This is a genomic window from Campylobacter canadensis (genome assembly GCF_013177655.1).
Taxonomy (GTDB): Bacteria; Campylobacterota; Campylobacteria; order Campylobacterales; family Campylobacteraceae; genus Campylobacter_E; species Campylobacter_E canadensis.
On sequence record NZ_CP035946.1, the window covers coordinates 125,059 to 141,043 of the forward strand.

Sequence of the window (15,985 nt, forward strand, 5' to 3'; positions counted from 1 at the left end):
ATGGATTTTAGATTAAATGAAGAACAAGAGCTTTTTGTAGCTGGAATTAAAGATTATATGAGTTCAAGAAATTGGGAAAGCTATTTTGCAGAATGTGATGAAAAGCACCAATATCCTATAGAATGGGTTAAAGGTTTGGCTGAGCTTGGTGTAGATACTATGCTTTTAGATGAAGAGCATGGCGGTATGGGTGCTAATATGGTAACTCTTACGGCTATTTGGGAAGAACTTGGAAGATTAGGTGGTCCAACTTATGTTTTATATCAACTACCAGGTTTTGGAACTATTTTAAGACATGGTACAAAAGAACAAATTGATAAGGTGTTTGCTTATCGTGGAAGTGGCGAGCAAATGTTTAATTCAGCAATCACTGAACCTAGTGCAGGTAGCGATGTGGGAAGCTTAAAAAGTACCTATGAAAGAAGAAATGGCAAAATTTATCTTAATGGACAGAAATGTTTTATTACAAGTTCTTTACATTGCCCTTATTTAATAGTTATGGCAAAAGATGCAAGTAGTCAAACTCCTGTTTATTCTGAATTTTTTATAGATGTAAAAAATGTAAAGGGAGAAATTAAAATTACTCCTTTAGATAAATTAGGTTTAAGGATGGATAGTTGTTGTGAAATTACTTTTAATGAAGTGCAATTAGAAGAAAAAGACTTTTTTGGAAAAGAAGGAAAAGGTTTTGAAAGGGTAAAAGAAGAATTTGATGCGGAAAGATTTTTAGTAGCAGTGACTAATTATGCAACTGCTTATTGTGCCTTTGAAGATGCTTGCAAATATGCAAATCTTAGAGTGTAGTTTAAAGAAGCTATAGGAAGAACACAGCTTATTCAAGAAAAAATCGCTTTTATGGCAATGAAATTAAATGCTATGAAAAATATGGTTTATGAATGTGCTTGGAAGATGGATAATAATATTGCTAATTCAGGTGATAGTGCAATGTGCAAATATTTTTGTGCCAATGAAGCATTTTATGTTGTAGATACTGCTATACAAATTTTAGGGGGAATTGGAGTTACTGGGCATAGAACTTCAAGATTTTGGAGAGATTTAAGAATAGATAGATTAAGCGGCGGTAGTGATGAGATGCAAATTCTTACATTAGGACGTGCTATTTTAAAACAATACAGATAAAGGAGATAAGATGAATACACCTAAATTTGGACCTTTAAGTGGGGTTAGAGTTGTTTTTAGTGCTATTGAAATTGCAGGACCTTTTTCAGCGCAAACTTTAGCTGAATGGGGAGCTGAGGTGATTTGGATTGAACATAGTAAATATGCAGATACTATAAGAGTACAGCCTAATTATAAAGAATTAAGCAGAAGAAATTTGTATGCACTAAGTTTAAATATTTTTAGCGATGAAGGAAAAGAAGTTTTTTATGAACTTATAAAAACTGCGGACATTTTTATTGAAGCAAGTAAAGGACCTGCCTTTGCTAATAAAGGAATTACAGATGAAATTTTATGGAGTTATAAAAAAGATTTGGTTATAGCACATCTTAGTGGTTTTGGTCAATTTGGCGATAGTTATTATACTAACTTAGCTGCTTATAACACCATAGCTCAAGCATTTTCAGGATATTTGATACAAAATGGAGATATCAATCAGCCTATGCCAGCCTTTCCTTATACGGCTGATTATATGGCAGGGCTTAGTGTTGCTGCAAGTTCTTTAGCAGCTTTACATAAAGCAAAAGAAAGTGGAGTAGGTGAGAGTATTGATGTTTGTATGTATGAGGTTATGCTAAGAGCAGGGCAGTATTATATGATGGATTATTTAAATGGCGGAGAAATGTGCCCAAGAATGATTAAGGGTAAAGACCCGCTTTATGCAGGTTGTGGGCTTTATACTTGCAAAGATGGTTATATAGTATTTGAAGTTGTAGGCGGCTATCAAGTAAAAGAAATTTTTACTGAATTAGGCATAGGAGAATTAATAGGAAGTGATGAATACCCTGAAGGAACACAGCTTATTTCCAGAAAAACCAGCAAAGCAGCCTTATTTGAAGAAAAGCTAGATGAGTATTTTAAAAAATTAAGCGTTAAAGAAGCGCTAGATTATTTAGCAAGTAAGAAAATTGCTGGAGCTAAAGTTCTTGAAGTAAGTGAACTACAAAGCAATCCTCAATACATAGCAAGACAAAGTTTTATTGAGTGGGAAAAAGAAGATGGAACAAAGGTAAAAGGTCCAAATGTAATGCCAAGATTTAAAATAAATCCTGCAAAGGTTTGGAGAGCTATGCCAAAATACGGCAAAGATACAAAGGATATTTTACTTAGCTTAGGACTTAGCGAAGGTAAAATTGAAGAATTAGCAAGCAAACAAATAATTAATTGTGGCTAAAAATGCAAATCGTAAATGAAAATAATCTGGGTGAATTTTTAGAGCGTAAGGCTTTAAAGTGTAAAGAGGCAATCAAACAAAATGCCTCTTTGCTTAATAGGTTTTTAAATTTATGTTTAGTTTTTGATGAGTGCAAAGATGATTTAGATAACGCCCATATTTTAGAATGTTCTAGTTTTAAAGAATTGTTTTTAAAAAAAGCAAAAGAAGAAGATGGTTATTTTAAAATCACTCAAGATATAAAAGCGCTGGATTTTATGCAGCTTAATTTTTTAGTTAATCAGTGTGCGAATTTTTTAAAATCTCAAGGTTTAAAAGCAAATGATAAAGTAGCAAGTTTTTTGCAAAATAGCTTAGAATTTGTGATTTTGTATTTTGCTTGTTTTAAAAGCGGGATTATTTTTGTTCCTGTTAATGCCTGTTATAAAGAAGATGAACTTGCTTACATTTATGAAAAAACAAAATTTAATTACATAGTAGCTGAAGATGAGCTTTTAGCTTATGTAAAATGTGATGTTTTAAAATTAGCAAAATCTTCATTTTTAAAAAGCATTTTAAAACATAAAAAAGATTTTATTATGCCAAAGATTAATCCTTTAGATTTAGCGATGATATTATTTACTTCAGGCACTACTGCTAGGCCTAAGGGTTGTAAAATCACTCATTATAATTTGCTTTTTGCTGGTTATTTTACCTTACATCAAATAGGTTTAAGGCAAAATGAGGTTTTTTTAAGTTCTATGCCTAATTGGCATATTGATTTGCAAGCTACTGCTTTAATGCCTAGTTTAAGAGCAAATGCTTGTTTTGTGCTTTTAAAAAGATTTTCAGCAAGAAGATTTTGGCAGCAAATAGTTTTTTATGAAGCAAATATTAGTGAAGTAGTTCCTAAGATGATAGAGCTTATTAAATTGCAAAATAAATTCGCAAGAGAGAAAAAACACAAGCTTAGATTTTTGCTTTATTTTTTAAATATGAGTAATGAAAAATATTTAGAATTTAAAAAAAGATTTAAGGTGGATTTATTTACAAGCTATGGATTAAGTGAAAGCATTGTTGGTTGCATAGGGGATAATTATTATGAAAAAATGTCTTATCCTGCTATTGGTAAGGTATTTTTTGCTTATGAAGTGATAGTTGCTGATATTAAAGAAAATAAACTTATTCCTTTAAAGGCTAATGAATTAGGCACTATATGTATAAAAGGGCGTTTGGGTTATGAATTGTTTGCTGGGTATTATGAAGATGAGTTAAATACAAAAAATAGTTTTATTGATGGATATTTTATCAGTAATGATATAGGTTATTTTGATGAAAATGCTTTGTTTTATTTCTTTTCTCGCAATAAAGATTTAATTAAAATTAACGGAGAAAATATAAGCTCTTTAGAAATTGAAAATCTGCTTTCTTCTCATAAAAAAATCAATAATGCAAGTGTAATTTGCATAAGCGATGCTTTAGCTTGTGATAAAATCATAGCATTTTTAGAGCTTAAAGATTATCCTTATGAAGAAGAAGTAAATATTTTACAAAAAAATAAAGAGCTAAAACAAATTGAAAAAGAGCTTATTACGCTCAATTTACGCCTAGCGAAATTTAAACAGGTGAGTGAATTTATTTTTTTAAATCATTTGCCTCGTAATTATCTTGGAAAAGTAAGAAAAAATGTTTTAGGAGAAATTTATGGAAGAAACTGATGTAATTGTCGTTGGTGGTGGTATTAGTGGGCTTACTTGTGCTTATGTTTTAGCGCAAGAAGGCTTAAGTGTGGTTTTGCTTGAAAGAGCAGATATTGCAAGTAAAAATGTATCGGGCGGAAGACTTTATGCACACACTTTAAGAGATATTAAAGGTTTGGAAGATTTTGATAGTGCTTGTGAAAGAGTGATTACTTGTGAAAAACTAGGTTTTTTAGATGATAAAAACGCTTTAAGCATTGAAAGTCGTAAAAGTATTGATGAGGATAAATTTGCAAATTCTTATAGTATTATCCAAAGTAAATTTTTAAATTATCTTGCAAATAAATGTGAAGATTTAGGCGTCATGATAGCTAGTAATGTTTTAGTAGATACGCTTTTAATTGAAAATGAAAAGAAAGAAATTCTTTTATCTAGAGATTTAAATAGAACTTTAAATGCAAATGAAAAAGTAGTGGGTATAAAATCAGGTGAAGATGAAATGATGGCTAAAATGGTTGTTTTAGCAGAAGGTGTAAATTCTCTTTTAGCACAAAGTATCAATTTAAATGCAAGTAGTGATAAAGATTGCGGTTTTGTTGGAAAAAATTATGCTTTAGGGATTAAAGAAGTTATAGAGCTTAATGTAAATGAGCGTTTTGCACTTTCTAACAATGAAGGTTTAGCTGCTTTGTTTGCTGGGAGTGCGAGTGATTATCAAATGGGCGGAGGATTTTTATATACAAATGAAAATTCTATTAGCTTAGGTTGTGTTATAGGTTTAGGAACGGATTTTAATAAAGCAAGTTATGAAGTGTTTGAGCAATTTAAAAAACATCCTATGATTAGCGCTTTAATCAAAGATGCAAAAAGCGTAGAATATAGTGCGCACTTGGTTCCTGAAGGCGGATACAATGCTTTGAGTGATTTAGGAGCTAATGGTGTGCTTGTTGTAGGAGATGCGGCTGGATTTTGCATTAATTTAGGCTATACGGTAAGGGGAATGGATCTTTGTATTATGAGTGCAAAATGTGCAGCAAGAGCTATTGCTAAAGCATTTAAGCAAAATTCCAATGCTTTAAATGAGTACAAAAATGAACTTTTTAAACAGGACGCTTTTTTGGATATGAAAGATTTTGCTTCATTTGGAGAATTTTTAGAGCATAATCCTAGAATTTTTAACGAATATCCAAAAGCTTTAAATGAATTATTTATTGATATTTTTAAAGTAGATGGAAAAACTTTGCGTATGAAAAATAAAATAATGAAATTTGTAAAAAAAATCGGCTTTATGAATTTATTAAAAGATGTTTATAAAGGAGGAAAAAGCTTATGAATATAGATGAAAAATTAGCTTTAAATAAATTTAATGTAGATGAAGAAAATGCACATATTATAGTTGATGAAAATTTAGATAAGAATTTAGCTTTAAAATTATGTAAAGTATGTCCTGCAAATCTTTATAAAATGGAAAATGATAAATTAAAATTTGATTATGCAGGTTGTTTGGAGTGTGGAACTTGTAAAATGATTTCTTTTCATTATGGAAAAAGCAAGGATAAAACAAGTAATGCAATGGCAAGCTCAAATAATTGTGGCGCACTGCTAAAACAATGGAAACTTCCTAATGCTAGTTTTGGAATTTTATTTAAGATGAGTTAAAATAAAATTCCTAATCGTTAAGCTTTATTTAAGCTTAACAATGTATTATTTCATCTTTATGTTTTTTAACCATAGAAAGAATAAATCAAATTAACTTAATATATAAGCCATAAACAAAGCTTTATAAAAAGTTTTTAATTTTCTTTATTACTTTTATTATTGTTATTAAATATCGTTATTTTTATTTATTTTTGTTAAAACATTTTTCAACGTCAATCTTTGATATCTAAACAAGTGATCAAGAGCTAGTTACAAAAGCTATTATTTATTTAATAGCATTTCTTTTAAACACTTCATAAAATTATGGAGAGTTTGATCCTGGCTCAGAGTGAACGCTGGCGGCGTGCCTAACACATGCAAGTCGAACGATGAAGTCTAGCTTGCTAGACGGATTAGTGGCGCACGGGTGAGTAATGTATAGCTAACTTGCCCCTTACAAGAGGACAACAGCTAGAAATGGCTGCTAATACTCTATACTCCGCTTTAACATAAGTTAAGGTGGGAAAGTTTTTCGGTAAGGGATAGGGCTATATTGTATCAGCTAGTTGGTAAGGTAATGGCTTACCAAGGCTATGACGCATATCTGGTCTTAGAGGATGATCAGACACACTGGAACTGAGACACGGTCCAGACTCCTACGGGAGGCAGCAGTGGGGAATATTGCTCAATGGGCGAAAGCCTGAAGCAGCAACGCCGCGTGGAGGATGACACTTTTCGGAGCGTAAACTCCTTTTTTACAAGAAGAATACTGACTGTATTGTAAGAATAAGCACCGGCTAACTCCGTGCCAGCAGCCGCGGTAATACGGAGGGTGCAAGCGTTACTCGGAATCACTGGGCGTAAAGGGCGCGTAGGCGGATTATCAAGTCTTTTGTGAAATCTAATGGCTTAACCATTAAACTGCTTAAGAAACTGATAGTCTAGAGTAAGGGAGAGGCAGATGGAATTAGTAGTGTAGGGGTAAAATCCGTAGATATTACTAAGAATGCCAATTGCGAAAGCGATCTGCTAGAACTTAACTGACGCTAAGGCGCGAAAGCGTGGGGAGCAAACAGGATTAGATACCCTGGTAGTCCACGCCCTAAACGATGTATGCTAGTTGTTGGAATGCTAGTCATTTCAGTAATGCAGCTAACGCATTAAGCATACCGCCTGGGGAGTACGGTCGCAAGATTAAAACTCAAAGGAATAGACGGGGACCCGCACAAGCGGTGGAGCATGTGGTTTAATTCGATTCTACGCGAAGAACCTTACCTAGGCTTGATATCTATGGAACCTTTTAGAGATAAGAGGGTGCTAGCTTGCTAGAACCATAAGACAGGTGCTGCACGGCTGTCGTCAGCTCGTGTCGTGAGATGTTGGGTTAAGTCCCGCAACGAGCGCAACCCACGTATTTAGTTGCTAACAGTTTGGCTGAGCACTCTAAATAGACTGCCTTCGCAAGGAGGAGGAAGGTGTGGACGACGTCAAGTCATCATGGCCCTTATGCCTAGGGCTACACACGTGCTACAATGGCATATACAATGAGACGCAATATCGCGAGATGGAGCAAATCTATAAAATATGTCCTAGTTCGGATTGTTCTCTGCAACTCGAGAGCATGAAGCCGGAATCGCTAGTAATCGTAAATCAGCTATGTTACGGTGAATACGTTCCCGGGTCTTGTACTCACCGCCCGTCACACCATGGGAGTTGATTGTGCTTTAAGCCAGAATACTAAAATAGTTACTGTCCACAGCAAAATCAGCGACTGGGGTGAAGTCGTAACAAGGTAACCGTAGGAGAACCTGCGGTTGGATCACCTCCTTTCTAGAGTACAAATACTCTTTCTCACAAAAGAGTATTCATTTATCTCTTGTCCTTGTTTGGATATCAAAGGTTGAAATGTTGATGTTGTTTTAAGAGCTTATTAGATATTTATATCTTTAATGGGCCTATAGCTCAGCTGGTTAGAGTGCACCCCTGATAAGGGTGAGGTCACAAGTTCAAGTCTTGTTAGGCCCACCATTTTTAACTTTGTCTTATTCTCCCATTTTATTTTTATAGTATTTTAAGTGCTTGATTATTATGTATATTATTTTTGTAATAATTTTTTATTTGCTAAAAAATATAAAATATTTTTTTTGTTTGTTAGCTATTAACTTATTTAGTCAATAATTAATTCAATATTTATATAATATTAAAACTAAAGTAAGCATAAAGTAACAAGAATAATGTTAGTTTTTATTTTATTTGTTTTTTAATTTAATAATTAACATTATCTTTTACTATGTTTTTCTCTTTGTATTTTTAAATCTAACATAAATTATGATTGTTATTATGTGCTAATAATATTTGCTAGTATTTTTAATAAATATTCTAGGTTAATATTAGTAGTATATATTTATTAAGAATAAAGGAGAATAAATGTTTAAAAAAATAAGCATATCATTATTATTAATACTAAATATAAATGCAAGTGAAATTGATGATTTAAGCTTAGAATTAAATAAAATTTACAACACTCTTCCTTATATTACAAAAGAAATAAAACAAGACCAAGATGAATTTCTAAAAAGCATTAATAACTGCAAAGATGATAATAATTGCATTAAAACTTTATATGAAACTAGAATAAAAGAACTTAACACTAGTCTTGAAAACTCAAAAACTTATCCTAAAGAGCTAATAGAACATATAAAAACAATTCAAGAAAACTCAACTGAATGTTATAAATATAACTACATGAGATTTGAACATGGAAGATTTACTGATGAGCCAGAAAAATGCAGAAAATTACCAAAGCTAAATAATTTTTGGCAAGATTTTTTTAGATACAAAGATTTAAAATTTAAGCCAAAAATAGTAGATGCTAAGCCTTATTCTAGTAAAGAAGTAAAAGATACTCTTAAATATTGTTGGGACTTAGGTCTTGATAGAAGGGTTTTAAAAGTTATAGGGCGTGATAACATAAATGGTATTGACAATGATGTGGATTATCATTTTATAGAAGTGGATAAGAATGGAGAGCTTTATTTTATAAGTAAAATTAAAGGTAAAAAATATATAGAAAGACATAAAAGCATAACTATAAGTGATGTTCTTTTAGATGGCAAAAACTATCTAGCTCTTTCAGGAGAATATGGAAATATACTATTTATAGAAAAAGATTTTTGTAATTATCCTATGAAAAATAAGGATTTATTAGACCTTTTAAGAAAATCTAATAAAATGAAACTATCAAATAATTTTTATGAAGAAACAAAAGAAACTTTTATTATAGAGTATAAGGGTAGTGATTATATTTTAAAATATAAGAGACATAACAATTATTACAGTATTACTTTTATTGATATTTTAGATATGGTATCTAATATTATTTATCAAAATTATTCAGAAGAAATTGATAGATGTAATAAATTTAAAATTTTTGGTTGTTATATTTAAAAAAGGAGAATAACTAAAAATAAATAAAAACAAATAAAGCTTACAGGCTTACATTACACAGCTAACTAAAAGCTACATAAATTTATAAAAAATAACACAAAAAATAAGTAAAATTTTATTTATATTTAAAATTATCATAAAAAGTAACAAATTATAAAAAATAATAAAGATTTTTAATATTTTTATTTAAATTAATGCTATAATAAGAAAAATAACAAAGGTATGATATGAAAAAAGTATTAAAAATACTAAAAATACTTTTTATAATTTTTATAATAATTGAAATAATGATTGCTATTGGTTCAGTTGTTGTAGGCCCTACTATTGGCAGAGGAAAACCAGAAAAAGATATATTTTGGATGCTTGTTTGCTTTTTTGTGGCAAATGTTTGTATTTATGAATATTTAATTAAAATAATAGTTTTATTTTATAAAGGACTTATACTTTATCCACTAACTTATTTTAAAGTTTTTATAATCATATTTTTTACAATACTTTTCTTTAAATTAAGAAAGAAATTTAATAACAAAATAGCTTTTAAATATAGCATAATTCCTATGATAATAATGTTTATATTAGATATTTCCTTTTTAAGAGTTGTTCCTGATTACTCAAGTAAAACTCATGAAAAAACAGTAACTTTAATTGGTTATAAAAAATATCAGCAAGGCTATTGTTTAGAAGAAGATAGGATATTACCTAAAGATGAGCTTTATAAAAGAGTGGTGATTGATGATTTTACAAAGCAATTAATATTTAAAGATATTGTTTATAAAAACAAATATAATAGTATTGAGAAACACGAGTATATGATACATAAAGATATTAATTTAGATAATTACAAAGATTACTTAAGAAAAAATGCTTATTCTAAAGAATATGTTAATTACGATGAATTAGAATCGGTTGATTACACTAAATATTTAGTAGTTAAAAATAATACAGCTGGATTTACTAAGCCTATTATTTTACCTGTAGGGGGTGTTCGCGTTTCAATTACATTTTATTTAGATTTAGCATTTGAATTTAAAGATAATACATATGGAACCTATAGATTTTATCTTTTTGATGAATTTGATGAGCGTAAAGATAAAGAAAAAGAGTATAAACGTAGGCTTGAAGAGGTTGATAATGAGCTTTTATGGTATGAAAATAATATAAAAAAACAACGTATTTCTTATAATTATAAATTTGATAATTGTGGTTATTCAAACTTTGATCCAGAAAAAGAAGCAATTGAGATTTATAATGGTATTTAAAATTATAAAAAGGAGAAAACATGGCAAATTTTAGATTGGATTTAAATGGTGATTTTACAAGTGAAATATTATCATTATACCTATGGGGACAAAAAAGTTCTAAATAAGTATAAAGTAACAAATTATAAAAGTTCTAATTATTAATCAAATTCTTTTAAAAATTATGATAATTTTAAGTAAGAATTTAAAAATATCACAAAAAGTAACAAATTATAAAAAATAATAAATAATAATAAAGATTTTTAATATTTTTATTTAAATTAATGCTATAATAAGAAAAATAAAGGAGTTTAAATGCTTAAAATTTGGAATGTTGATATTTTTAGTTGTGATTTTAACTTAAGACATTGATTATATTATATAGCACCATATAATTTTATTAAAAAAAGGTTAGATGATATGCAAAGAGATTACGATAAAGAGCCGCTAATTATCAAAGATATTAATACATTTTTTGATTTTTTACCTGCTTTTGTTTGTATAATCATATGTTATATTGCGTATTTACTAACAGATAATCCCAGCTCTTCATTTTATAGAAATGCTTTTATAATTATGCCATTTTTAACACTACCTTACATAAGACCTTTTATAAAATGTAAAAGGGAAATCATAATTACTAAAAATACAATTAGTTATCTAAATAATGGCGAAGTTTTAGAAAGTATTGATTTAAATAGTCCTTTTAAGATATACAAAAGCTTTTCGGTAGCTCATCATAAATCGCAAAAACCCCATGAAGTAATTCAAATTTTATGGCTTTTTCTACTACCTGGCACTATTTTTCAATACTTTATGAATTTTATTCTTAAATTATTTTATTATATATTTGCATTTAAGCTAAAACACTATAAGGTAATGGATTCAGTAATTTTATTGCAAGATGAAAAGATTATAAATATTTTAAGCATTGAAAAATATTATGAACTTGAAAAGTATTTTAAAGATAGCCACAATATCAATATAAAAGAGCTTAAAATTTATTTTGATAAATATGGTTATGTTTATGAAAAAATTGATAATTAAGGAGTTAATGATGACAAAATAAGAATATTTGAATTATATGGATAATTTTAAAAATATTTGGACTGTAATGTAGTTATAATTAAATTCTACATAAATTTATAAAAAATAACACAAAAAATAAGTAAAATTTTATTTATATTTAAAAATATCATAAAAAGTAACAAATTATAAAAAATAATAAAGATTTTTAATATTTTTATTTAAATTAATGCTATAATAAGAAAAATAAACAAAGGAATAAAATGGAATTTTTTCTACTACATGTCGCTGTACTTGTTACACTTTTTATTGCTTTAATTAAACCAAAAGGTTTTAAAAAAAAGCTAATGTGGTTTATCATTTGGTTCTTTGTTTGTTTTGGTGATATATTTATAGGATATGTTGCTTTTTATTATAATGCTTATAAATATGCTAGAAACACATACTTTGAGCCTTTTAAAGGAGATTCATTATACTTAGGTGAGCATAAGGTTTGGTTGTCAGGTGAAAAAGTAAGCAAAATAAGTGAATATTATATTGGAGGATGGCCAAACTCTATATTGCCAGATTTTTATACGAGATTACTTTTAGATAATAAAATAAAATATATTGAATATAAAGAAGTAAGTGAGCATCCTATAAACAATGGAAAATATTTTAGATTATATTCAAGCAATGAAGATGATAAAAACTGTGTAGCATCAAAAGAGTTAAAAACTAGACTGTTTTTTTCGATAAGTTATGTTAAAAACGATGGAACTAAAGGTTTTATTGAATATGATGAATTTTTAGAACTATACAATAAATATTATAAAAAATATTTAGAAAATTATAATAAATATTATGCTTATTGGGATTATTTTTTAGATAAAAATATCTTTCATGAAAAAATTCCTACTGAAATAAAAGAATTAATAACATATTTAATTAAAATTTATAACATGAAAAATAGTAATATAATAGCGTTTATAGATTATTTGCCAAAGTATAAAAGTATAATTGCTGAGCTTGAAGAATTCTACAAAAATAAATGCATAGCAAGAGTTCAAATAGATAAAAATGAAGTATCAAGATATGAATATGTAGAATGCACTAATTCTGATTATGAATATATATGCGATTATCCTGATATAAAGGATAAAGCTTGGGCTAAATTTAAATACTTTGCTTACATAAAAGATAGGAATAATAATAAAAAAATAGCTCAGAGTATATTTACTTATAAAACCGGCAAACCTTTTCTTTTATATAGCACAATAGCTGAAGTTACTGCCCCACCTGAAGTTCTTTATGGTTCTACAAAATTATGCAATAAAAACATAAATGTTGGTGTTTATTCAGATAGCGAATGTCGCAATATATTTATAGAAAATTTTATTAATGATAAGGAGCTAAGAAATGAGTGATTTTTCTAAATTAAAAGCATATAGTGAGATAAAGTTATAAATATATTTAAGTCTTTATTTTAGATTTTATATAATTTATAAAAAATTTAACTTATTATTAAAATTAGCATAAAAAGTAACAAATTATAAAAAATAATAAAGATTTTTAATATTTTTATTTAAATTAATGCTATAATAAGAAAAATAACAAAGGAAAATAAATGTTTAAAAAACTTGGATTATCACTTATGTTAGTTTCATTATTAAGTGCTGGATTATTTGATATATTTCATAAAGATAAAATACCAAAAACTCCCATATATACTTTATTTGATTTAAGCAAAAAAGGATCTAAAATTGAAATACTCTTTAAGCCACAAAGAAAAGATATAGGAGAGCATGTAGGATTTTATGCTTTTTATCCTTTGCGTTTTAAATATGGTGAAGTAGGTAAGGATTTTTATTCAGTTGATTTATACGATAAAAAAACAGAAAGCAATATACGAGATAATCCTTATTATCCACTTGCACTTGATATTAAAATATATGAACTTACTAAAGATGGTGATGAGATATTGGTATTTGATAAAATCGCTACGCCAAATGCAAATACAAATGTAGACAGTCTTAGAACTATGAGTATAAAAAATGAAAAAGTTTTTATGGCGGTAAGATATCTTGGATTTTATTTTATACCTGAGAATAAAACTTATAAAGCAGTCATTACAAATCTAATAGATGATGATAATATAAAGGGTGATTTTACAAAAATTGCAATTACAGTTTATAGAAGAAAAGTTTAATATAAAATGATGCACCCCCCCCCATCATCTTTAACTTTTATTTTTATACAATTATTTAATTTACATTAATTTATTTTACTAATATCATATAAAATATTTAAAAAACATAAAATAAAAATAAAGGTTAAGTAACAATATCTATGCTAAGCATTAAAAAATATAATAATAATTTCATAAATTCATTTCTTATTTATTCTTTTTATACAAAAGATATCAACAAACAAGATATTAATAAACAAGATATCAACAAGCAAGATATTAATACAAAATCTATCAAAAAACTAACTATCAATACAACAAGTATCAATAAAATAAAAAACACAAATATAAGCAAAGTTTTAAACACAAACAAAGGCAAGTATAAAGACTTAAATAAGGTTTTAAATAACAAAGCAAACAACTTCACACATAACAAACAAGCATATACCCTTTTAGAATTAGTTATAGTTATTGTAATAATAGCAATCTTATCAAGTGTTGCATTATCTAAAATACATAGTATTAATAGCTTAGAAGAAAGTGCAAGAGCTTTGATGAATGATATTAAGTATGCACAAATAAATGCTTTAAGTTATGATTTTTATGATGGAGCAAATAATGATGATTATAAGAAAAAATATTTTAGACTTAGGTTTCATTGTATAGCAAATACTTATAATGCAAAATACAAAAAATATATTTGTTCTAAAAATAAAGAAATAGGCTATACAATCTTTGCAGACAAAGCTGGTAAGTCAAGTTCTAATCCTGATAAAAATGAAATAGTAAAAGATTATATAAATAAAAGCTTATTAATAGCAGCTCCTTTTAGTGGAGTTAGTATAGATAAAAGCTTATTTACCCCAAGAGCTAATTTAAGTAAAAGTGCAAATATTATTAAAGCTGCTTTTTATTATTATGATAATAAAGCAAAAATTAAAAAAACTAGTACGATTTATTTTAATGAATTTGGTAATTTATCAAGTAATATATATGATTTTAATAGTATTCAGCACTATTATATAAAACTTTCAAGCAAGGATGATTATATTTGCATAAAGCTTAATTACATAGGTTTTTCTAAAATAGTAGATAAAAGCGAATGTATTAATTTTAATTAAGCTAATTTAGATTGTTTTTAATTTATTTAACACACTGCTTAATCCGTTCTTTAATGTAAAAATACTACTTGCTAAAGAATATAGCTTTTTGCCAAACTAACAATTAAGACTTACAATAATCAATATATTTTAGATAAATAATTTGGTTAGAGAAATTAAAGAAGTGCAGTAAGCAAAAGATAAATAAGAAGAAATTGTGTTTCAAACCATGTTTTGCTAGAATTAGGTTTGAAAGATTGGCATCGTTGGCACCGATTCAGCACTCGAAACGTTTCAAACCATGTTTTGCTAGAATTAGGTTTGAAAGTCTTCTAAAATTGAAGTTTCAAGTAGCTTCATCTCGTTTCAAACCATGTTTTGCTAGAATTAGGTTTGAAAGCAAAATTTGCGATATAATGACGATAATGAACTGAAGTTTCAAACCATGTTTTGCTAGAATTAGGTTTGAAAGCGATAAACCGAATTGTCTGCATCTTTAAATGCTAGGTTTCAAACCATGTTTTGCTAGAATTAGGTTTGAAAGTATGAAGTTGGAAAAAGATGTTTAATTCGTACTACGTTTCAAACCATGTTTTGCTAGAATTAGGTTTGAAAGATCAACGTTAATTAAATATTCGTTATTAACATATGAGTTTCAAACCATGTTTTGCTAGAATTAGGTTTGAAAGCATCCTTTCTTCAAGTGGTTTATCTATTACCACAACGTTTCAAACCATGTTTTGCTAGAATTAGGTTTGAAAGAATTCTTCATTAGAGAAATCAGCATTTAAAGTATTGTTTCAAACCATGTTTTGCTAGAATTAGGTTTGAAAGCGAGCATTCTGACTGTCTTCAAAACCCCAATCTTTGTTTCAAACCATGTTTTGCTAGAATTAGGTTTGAAAGCAGCAAATCGTGGCTGGTGGTGTGCTAGAGCTTGAGTTTCAAACCATGTTTTGCTAGAATTAGGTTTGAAAGGTTTTCTTTTAAAAATTTTGGTAAGCTTTTTTTGTAGTTTCAAACCATGTTTTGCTAGAATTAGGTTTGAAAGTAAGTGCTTACATAACTTTTTGGAAAAATATTTTTAAGTTTCAAACCATGTTTTGCTAGAATTAGGTTTGAAAGCATCCTTTCTTCAAGTGGTTTATCTATTACCACAACGTTTCAAACCATGTTTTGCTAGAATTAGGTTTGAAAGCAAGATTTAATCTTGTTAATTTTTGCAGCGACTTTAGTTTCAAACCATGTTTTGCTAGAATTAGGTTTGAAAGAACAAGGAACATAAGTCTCTTGTAGTTAGCAAATCGTTTCAAACCATGTTTTGCTAGAATTAGGTT

General features: G+C 28.2%; 12 protein-coding genes, 1 tRNA gene, 1 rRNA gene and 1 CRISPR repeat array (1 of these 15 cut by a window edge). All 14 genes read left to right on the forward strand.

All coding sequences use genetic code 11. The annotated features are described in order from the left end of the window. The 14 genes from CCANL266_RS00595 to CCANL266_RS00655 all read left to right on the forward strand — a co-directional run bounded on the left by CCANL266_RS00595 (position 1) and on the right by CCANL266_RS00655 (position 14,669). Positions 1 to 804 (forward strand): acyl-CoA dehydrogenase family protein, encoded by an 804-nt coding sequence (locus CCANL266_RS00595; RefSeq protein WP_216657295.1) that lies wholly within the window; start codon positions 1 to 3, stop codon positions 802 to 804. A 12-nt stretch (positions 805 to 816) separates the two neighbouring features. Then, a complete protein-coding gene (locus tag CCANL266_RS09410) occupies positions 817 to 1,140 on the forward strand; it encodes an acyl-CoA dehydrogenase family protein (RefSeq protein ID WP_280525488.1) in 324 nt (107 codons plus the stop codon). Between the two features lie 10 nt (positions 1,141 to 1,150). Beyond that, the gene (gene caiB, locus CCANL266_RS00600) at positions 1,151 to 2,353 is read left to right on the forward strand and encodes an L-carnitine CoA-transferase (protein ID WP_172229925.1); all 1,203 of its coding nucleotides are present in this window, start codon (positions 1,151 to 1,153) and stop codon (positions 2,351 to 2,353) included. 2 nt (positions 2,354 to 2,355) lie between these two features. Next, a complete protein-coding gene (locus CCANL266_RS00605; protein WP_172229928.1) occupies positions 2,356 to 4,050 on the forward strand; it encodes an AMP-binding protein in 1,695 nt (564 codons plus the stop codon). After that, complete coding sequence (locus CCANL266_RS00610; RefSeq protein WP_172229931.1) at positions 4,037 to 5,365, forward strand: FAD-dependent oxidoreductase; 1,329 nt, start codon at positions 4,037 to 4,039, stop codon at positions 5,363 to 5,365. The genes CCANL266_RS00605 and CCANL266_RS00610 overlap by 14 nt, the downstream gene beginning before the upstream one ends. Then, a complete protein-coding gene (locus tag CCANL266_RS00615) occupies positions 5,362 to 5,691 on the forward strand; it encodes a ferredoxin family protein (protein WP_070314832.1) in 330 nt (109 codons plus the stop codon). The genes CCANL266_RS00610 and CCANL266_RS00615 overlap by 4 nt, the downstream gene beginning before the upstream one ends. Positions 5,692 to 5,991: 300 nt before the next feature. After that, positions 5,992 to 7,500, forward strand: a 16S ribosomal RNA gene (locus CCANL266_RS00620). Positions 7,501 to 7,621: 121 nt separating this feature from the next. Beyond that, a tRNA-Ile gene (locus CCANL266_RS00625) sits at positions 7,622 to 7,698 on the forward strand. A 399-nt stretch (positions 7,699 to 8,097) separates the two neighbouring features. Continuing rightward, complete coding sequence (locus CCANL266_RS00630; protein WP_172229934.1) at positions 8,098 to 9,117, forward strand: lysozyme inhibitor LprI family protein; 1,020 nt, start codon at positions 8,098 to 8,100, stop codon at positions 9,115 to 9,117. 227 nt (positions 9,118 to 9,344) lie between these two features. Continuing rightward, positions 9,345 to 10,376: a hypothetical protein gene (locus tag CCANL266_RS00635; protein ID WP_172229937.1), complete on the forward strand. Its 1,032-nt coding sequence runs from the start codon at positions 9,345 to 9,347 to the stop codon at positions 10,374 to 10,376. Between the two features lie 399 nt (positions 10,377 to 10,775). After that, positions 10,776 to 11,402, forward strand: coding sequence for a hypothetical protein (locus CCANL266_RS00640; RefSeq protein ID WP_172229940.1), 627 nt, complete (start codon positions 10,776 to 10,778; stop codon positions 11,400 to 11,402). 326 nt (positions 11,403 to 11,728) lie between these two features. Further along, positions 11,729 to 12,787, forward strand: coding sequence for a hypothetical protein (locus tag CCANL266_RS00645; RefSeq protein WP_172229943.1), 1,059 nt, complete (start codon positions 11,729 to 11,731; stop codon positions 12,785 to 12,787). Between the two features lie 200 nt (positions 12,788 to 12,987). Further along, positions 12,988 to 13,569 (forward strand): hypothetical protein, encoded by a 582-nt coding sequence (locus CCANL266_RS00650; RefSeq protein ID WP_172229946.1) that lies wholly within the window; start codon positions 12,988 to 12,990, stop codon positions 13,567 to 13,569. 140 nt (positions 13,570 to 13,709) lie between these two features. Beyond that, positions 13,710 to 14,669 (forward strand): prepilin-type N-terminal cleavage/methylation domain-containing protein, encoded by a 960-nt coding sequence (locus CCANL266_RS00655; RefSeq protein WP_172229949.1) that lies wholly within the window; start codon positions 13,710 to 13,712, stop codon positions 14,667 to 14,669. 198 nt (positions 14,670 to 14,867) lie between these two features. Then, a CRISPR array of direct repeats spans positions 14,868 to 15,985; the repeat unit is 37 nt; unit sequence GTTTCAAACCATGTTTTGCTAGAATTAGGTTTGAAAG (it continues 443 nt past the right edge of the window).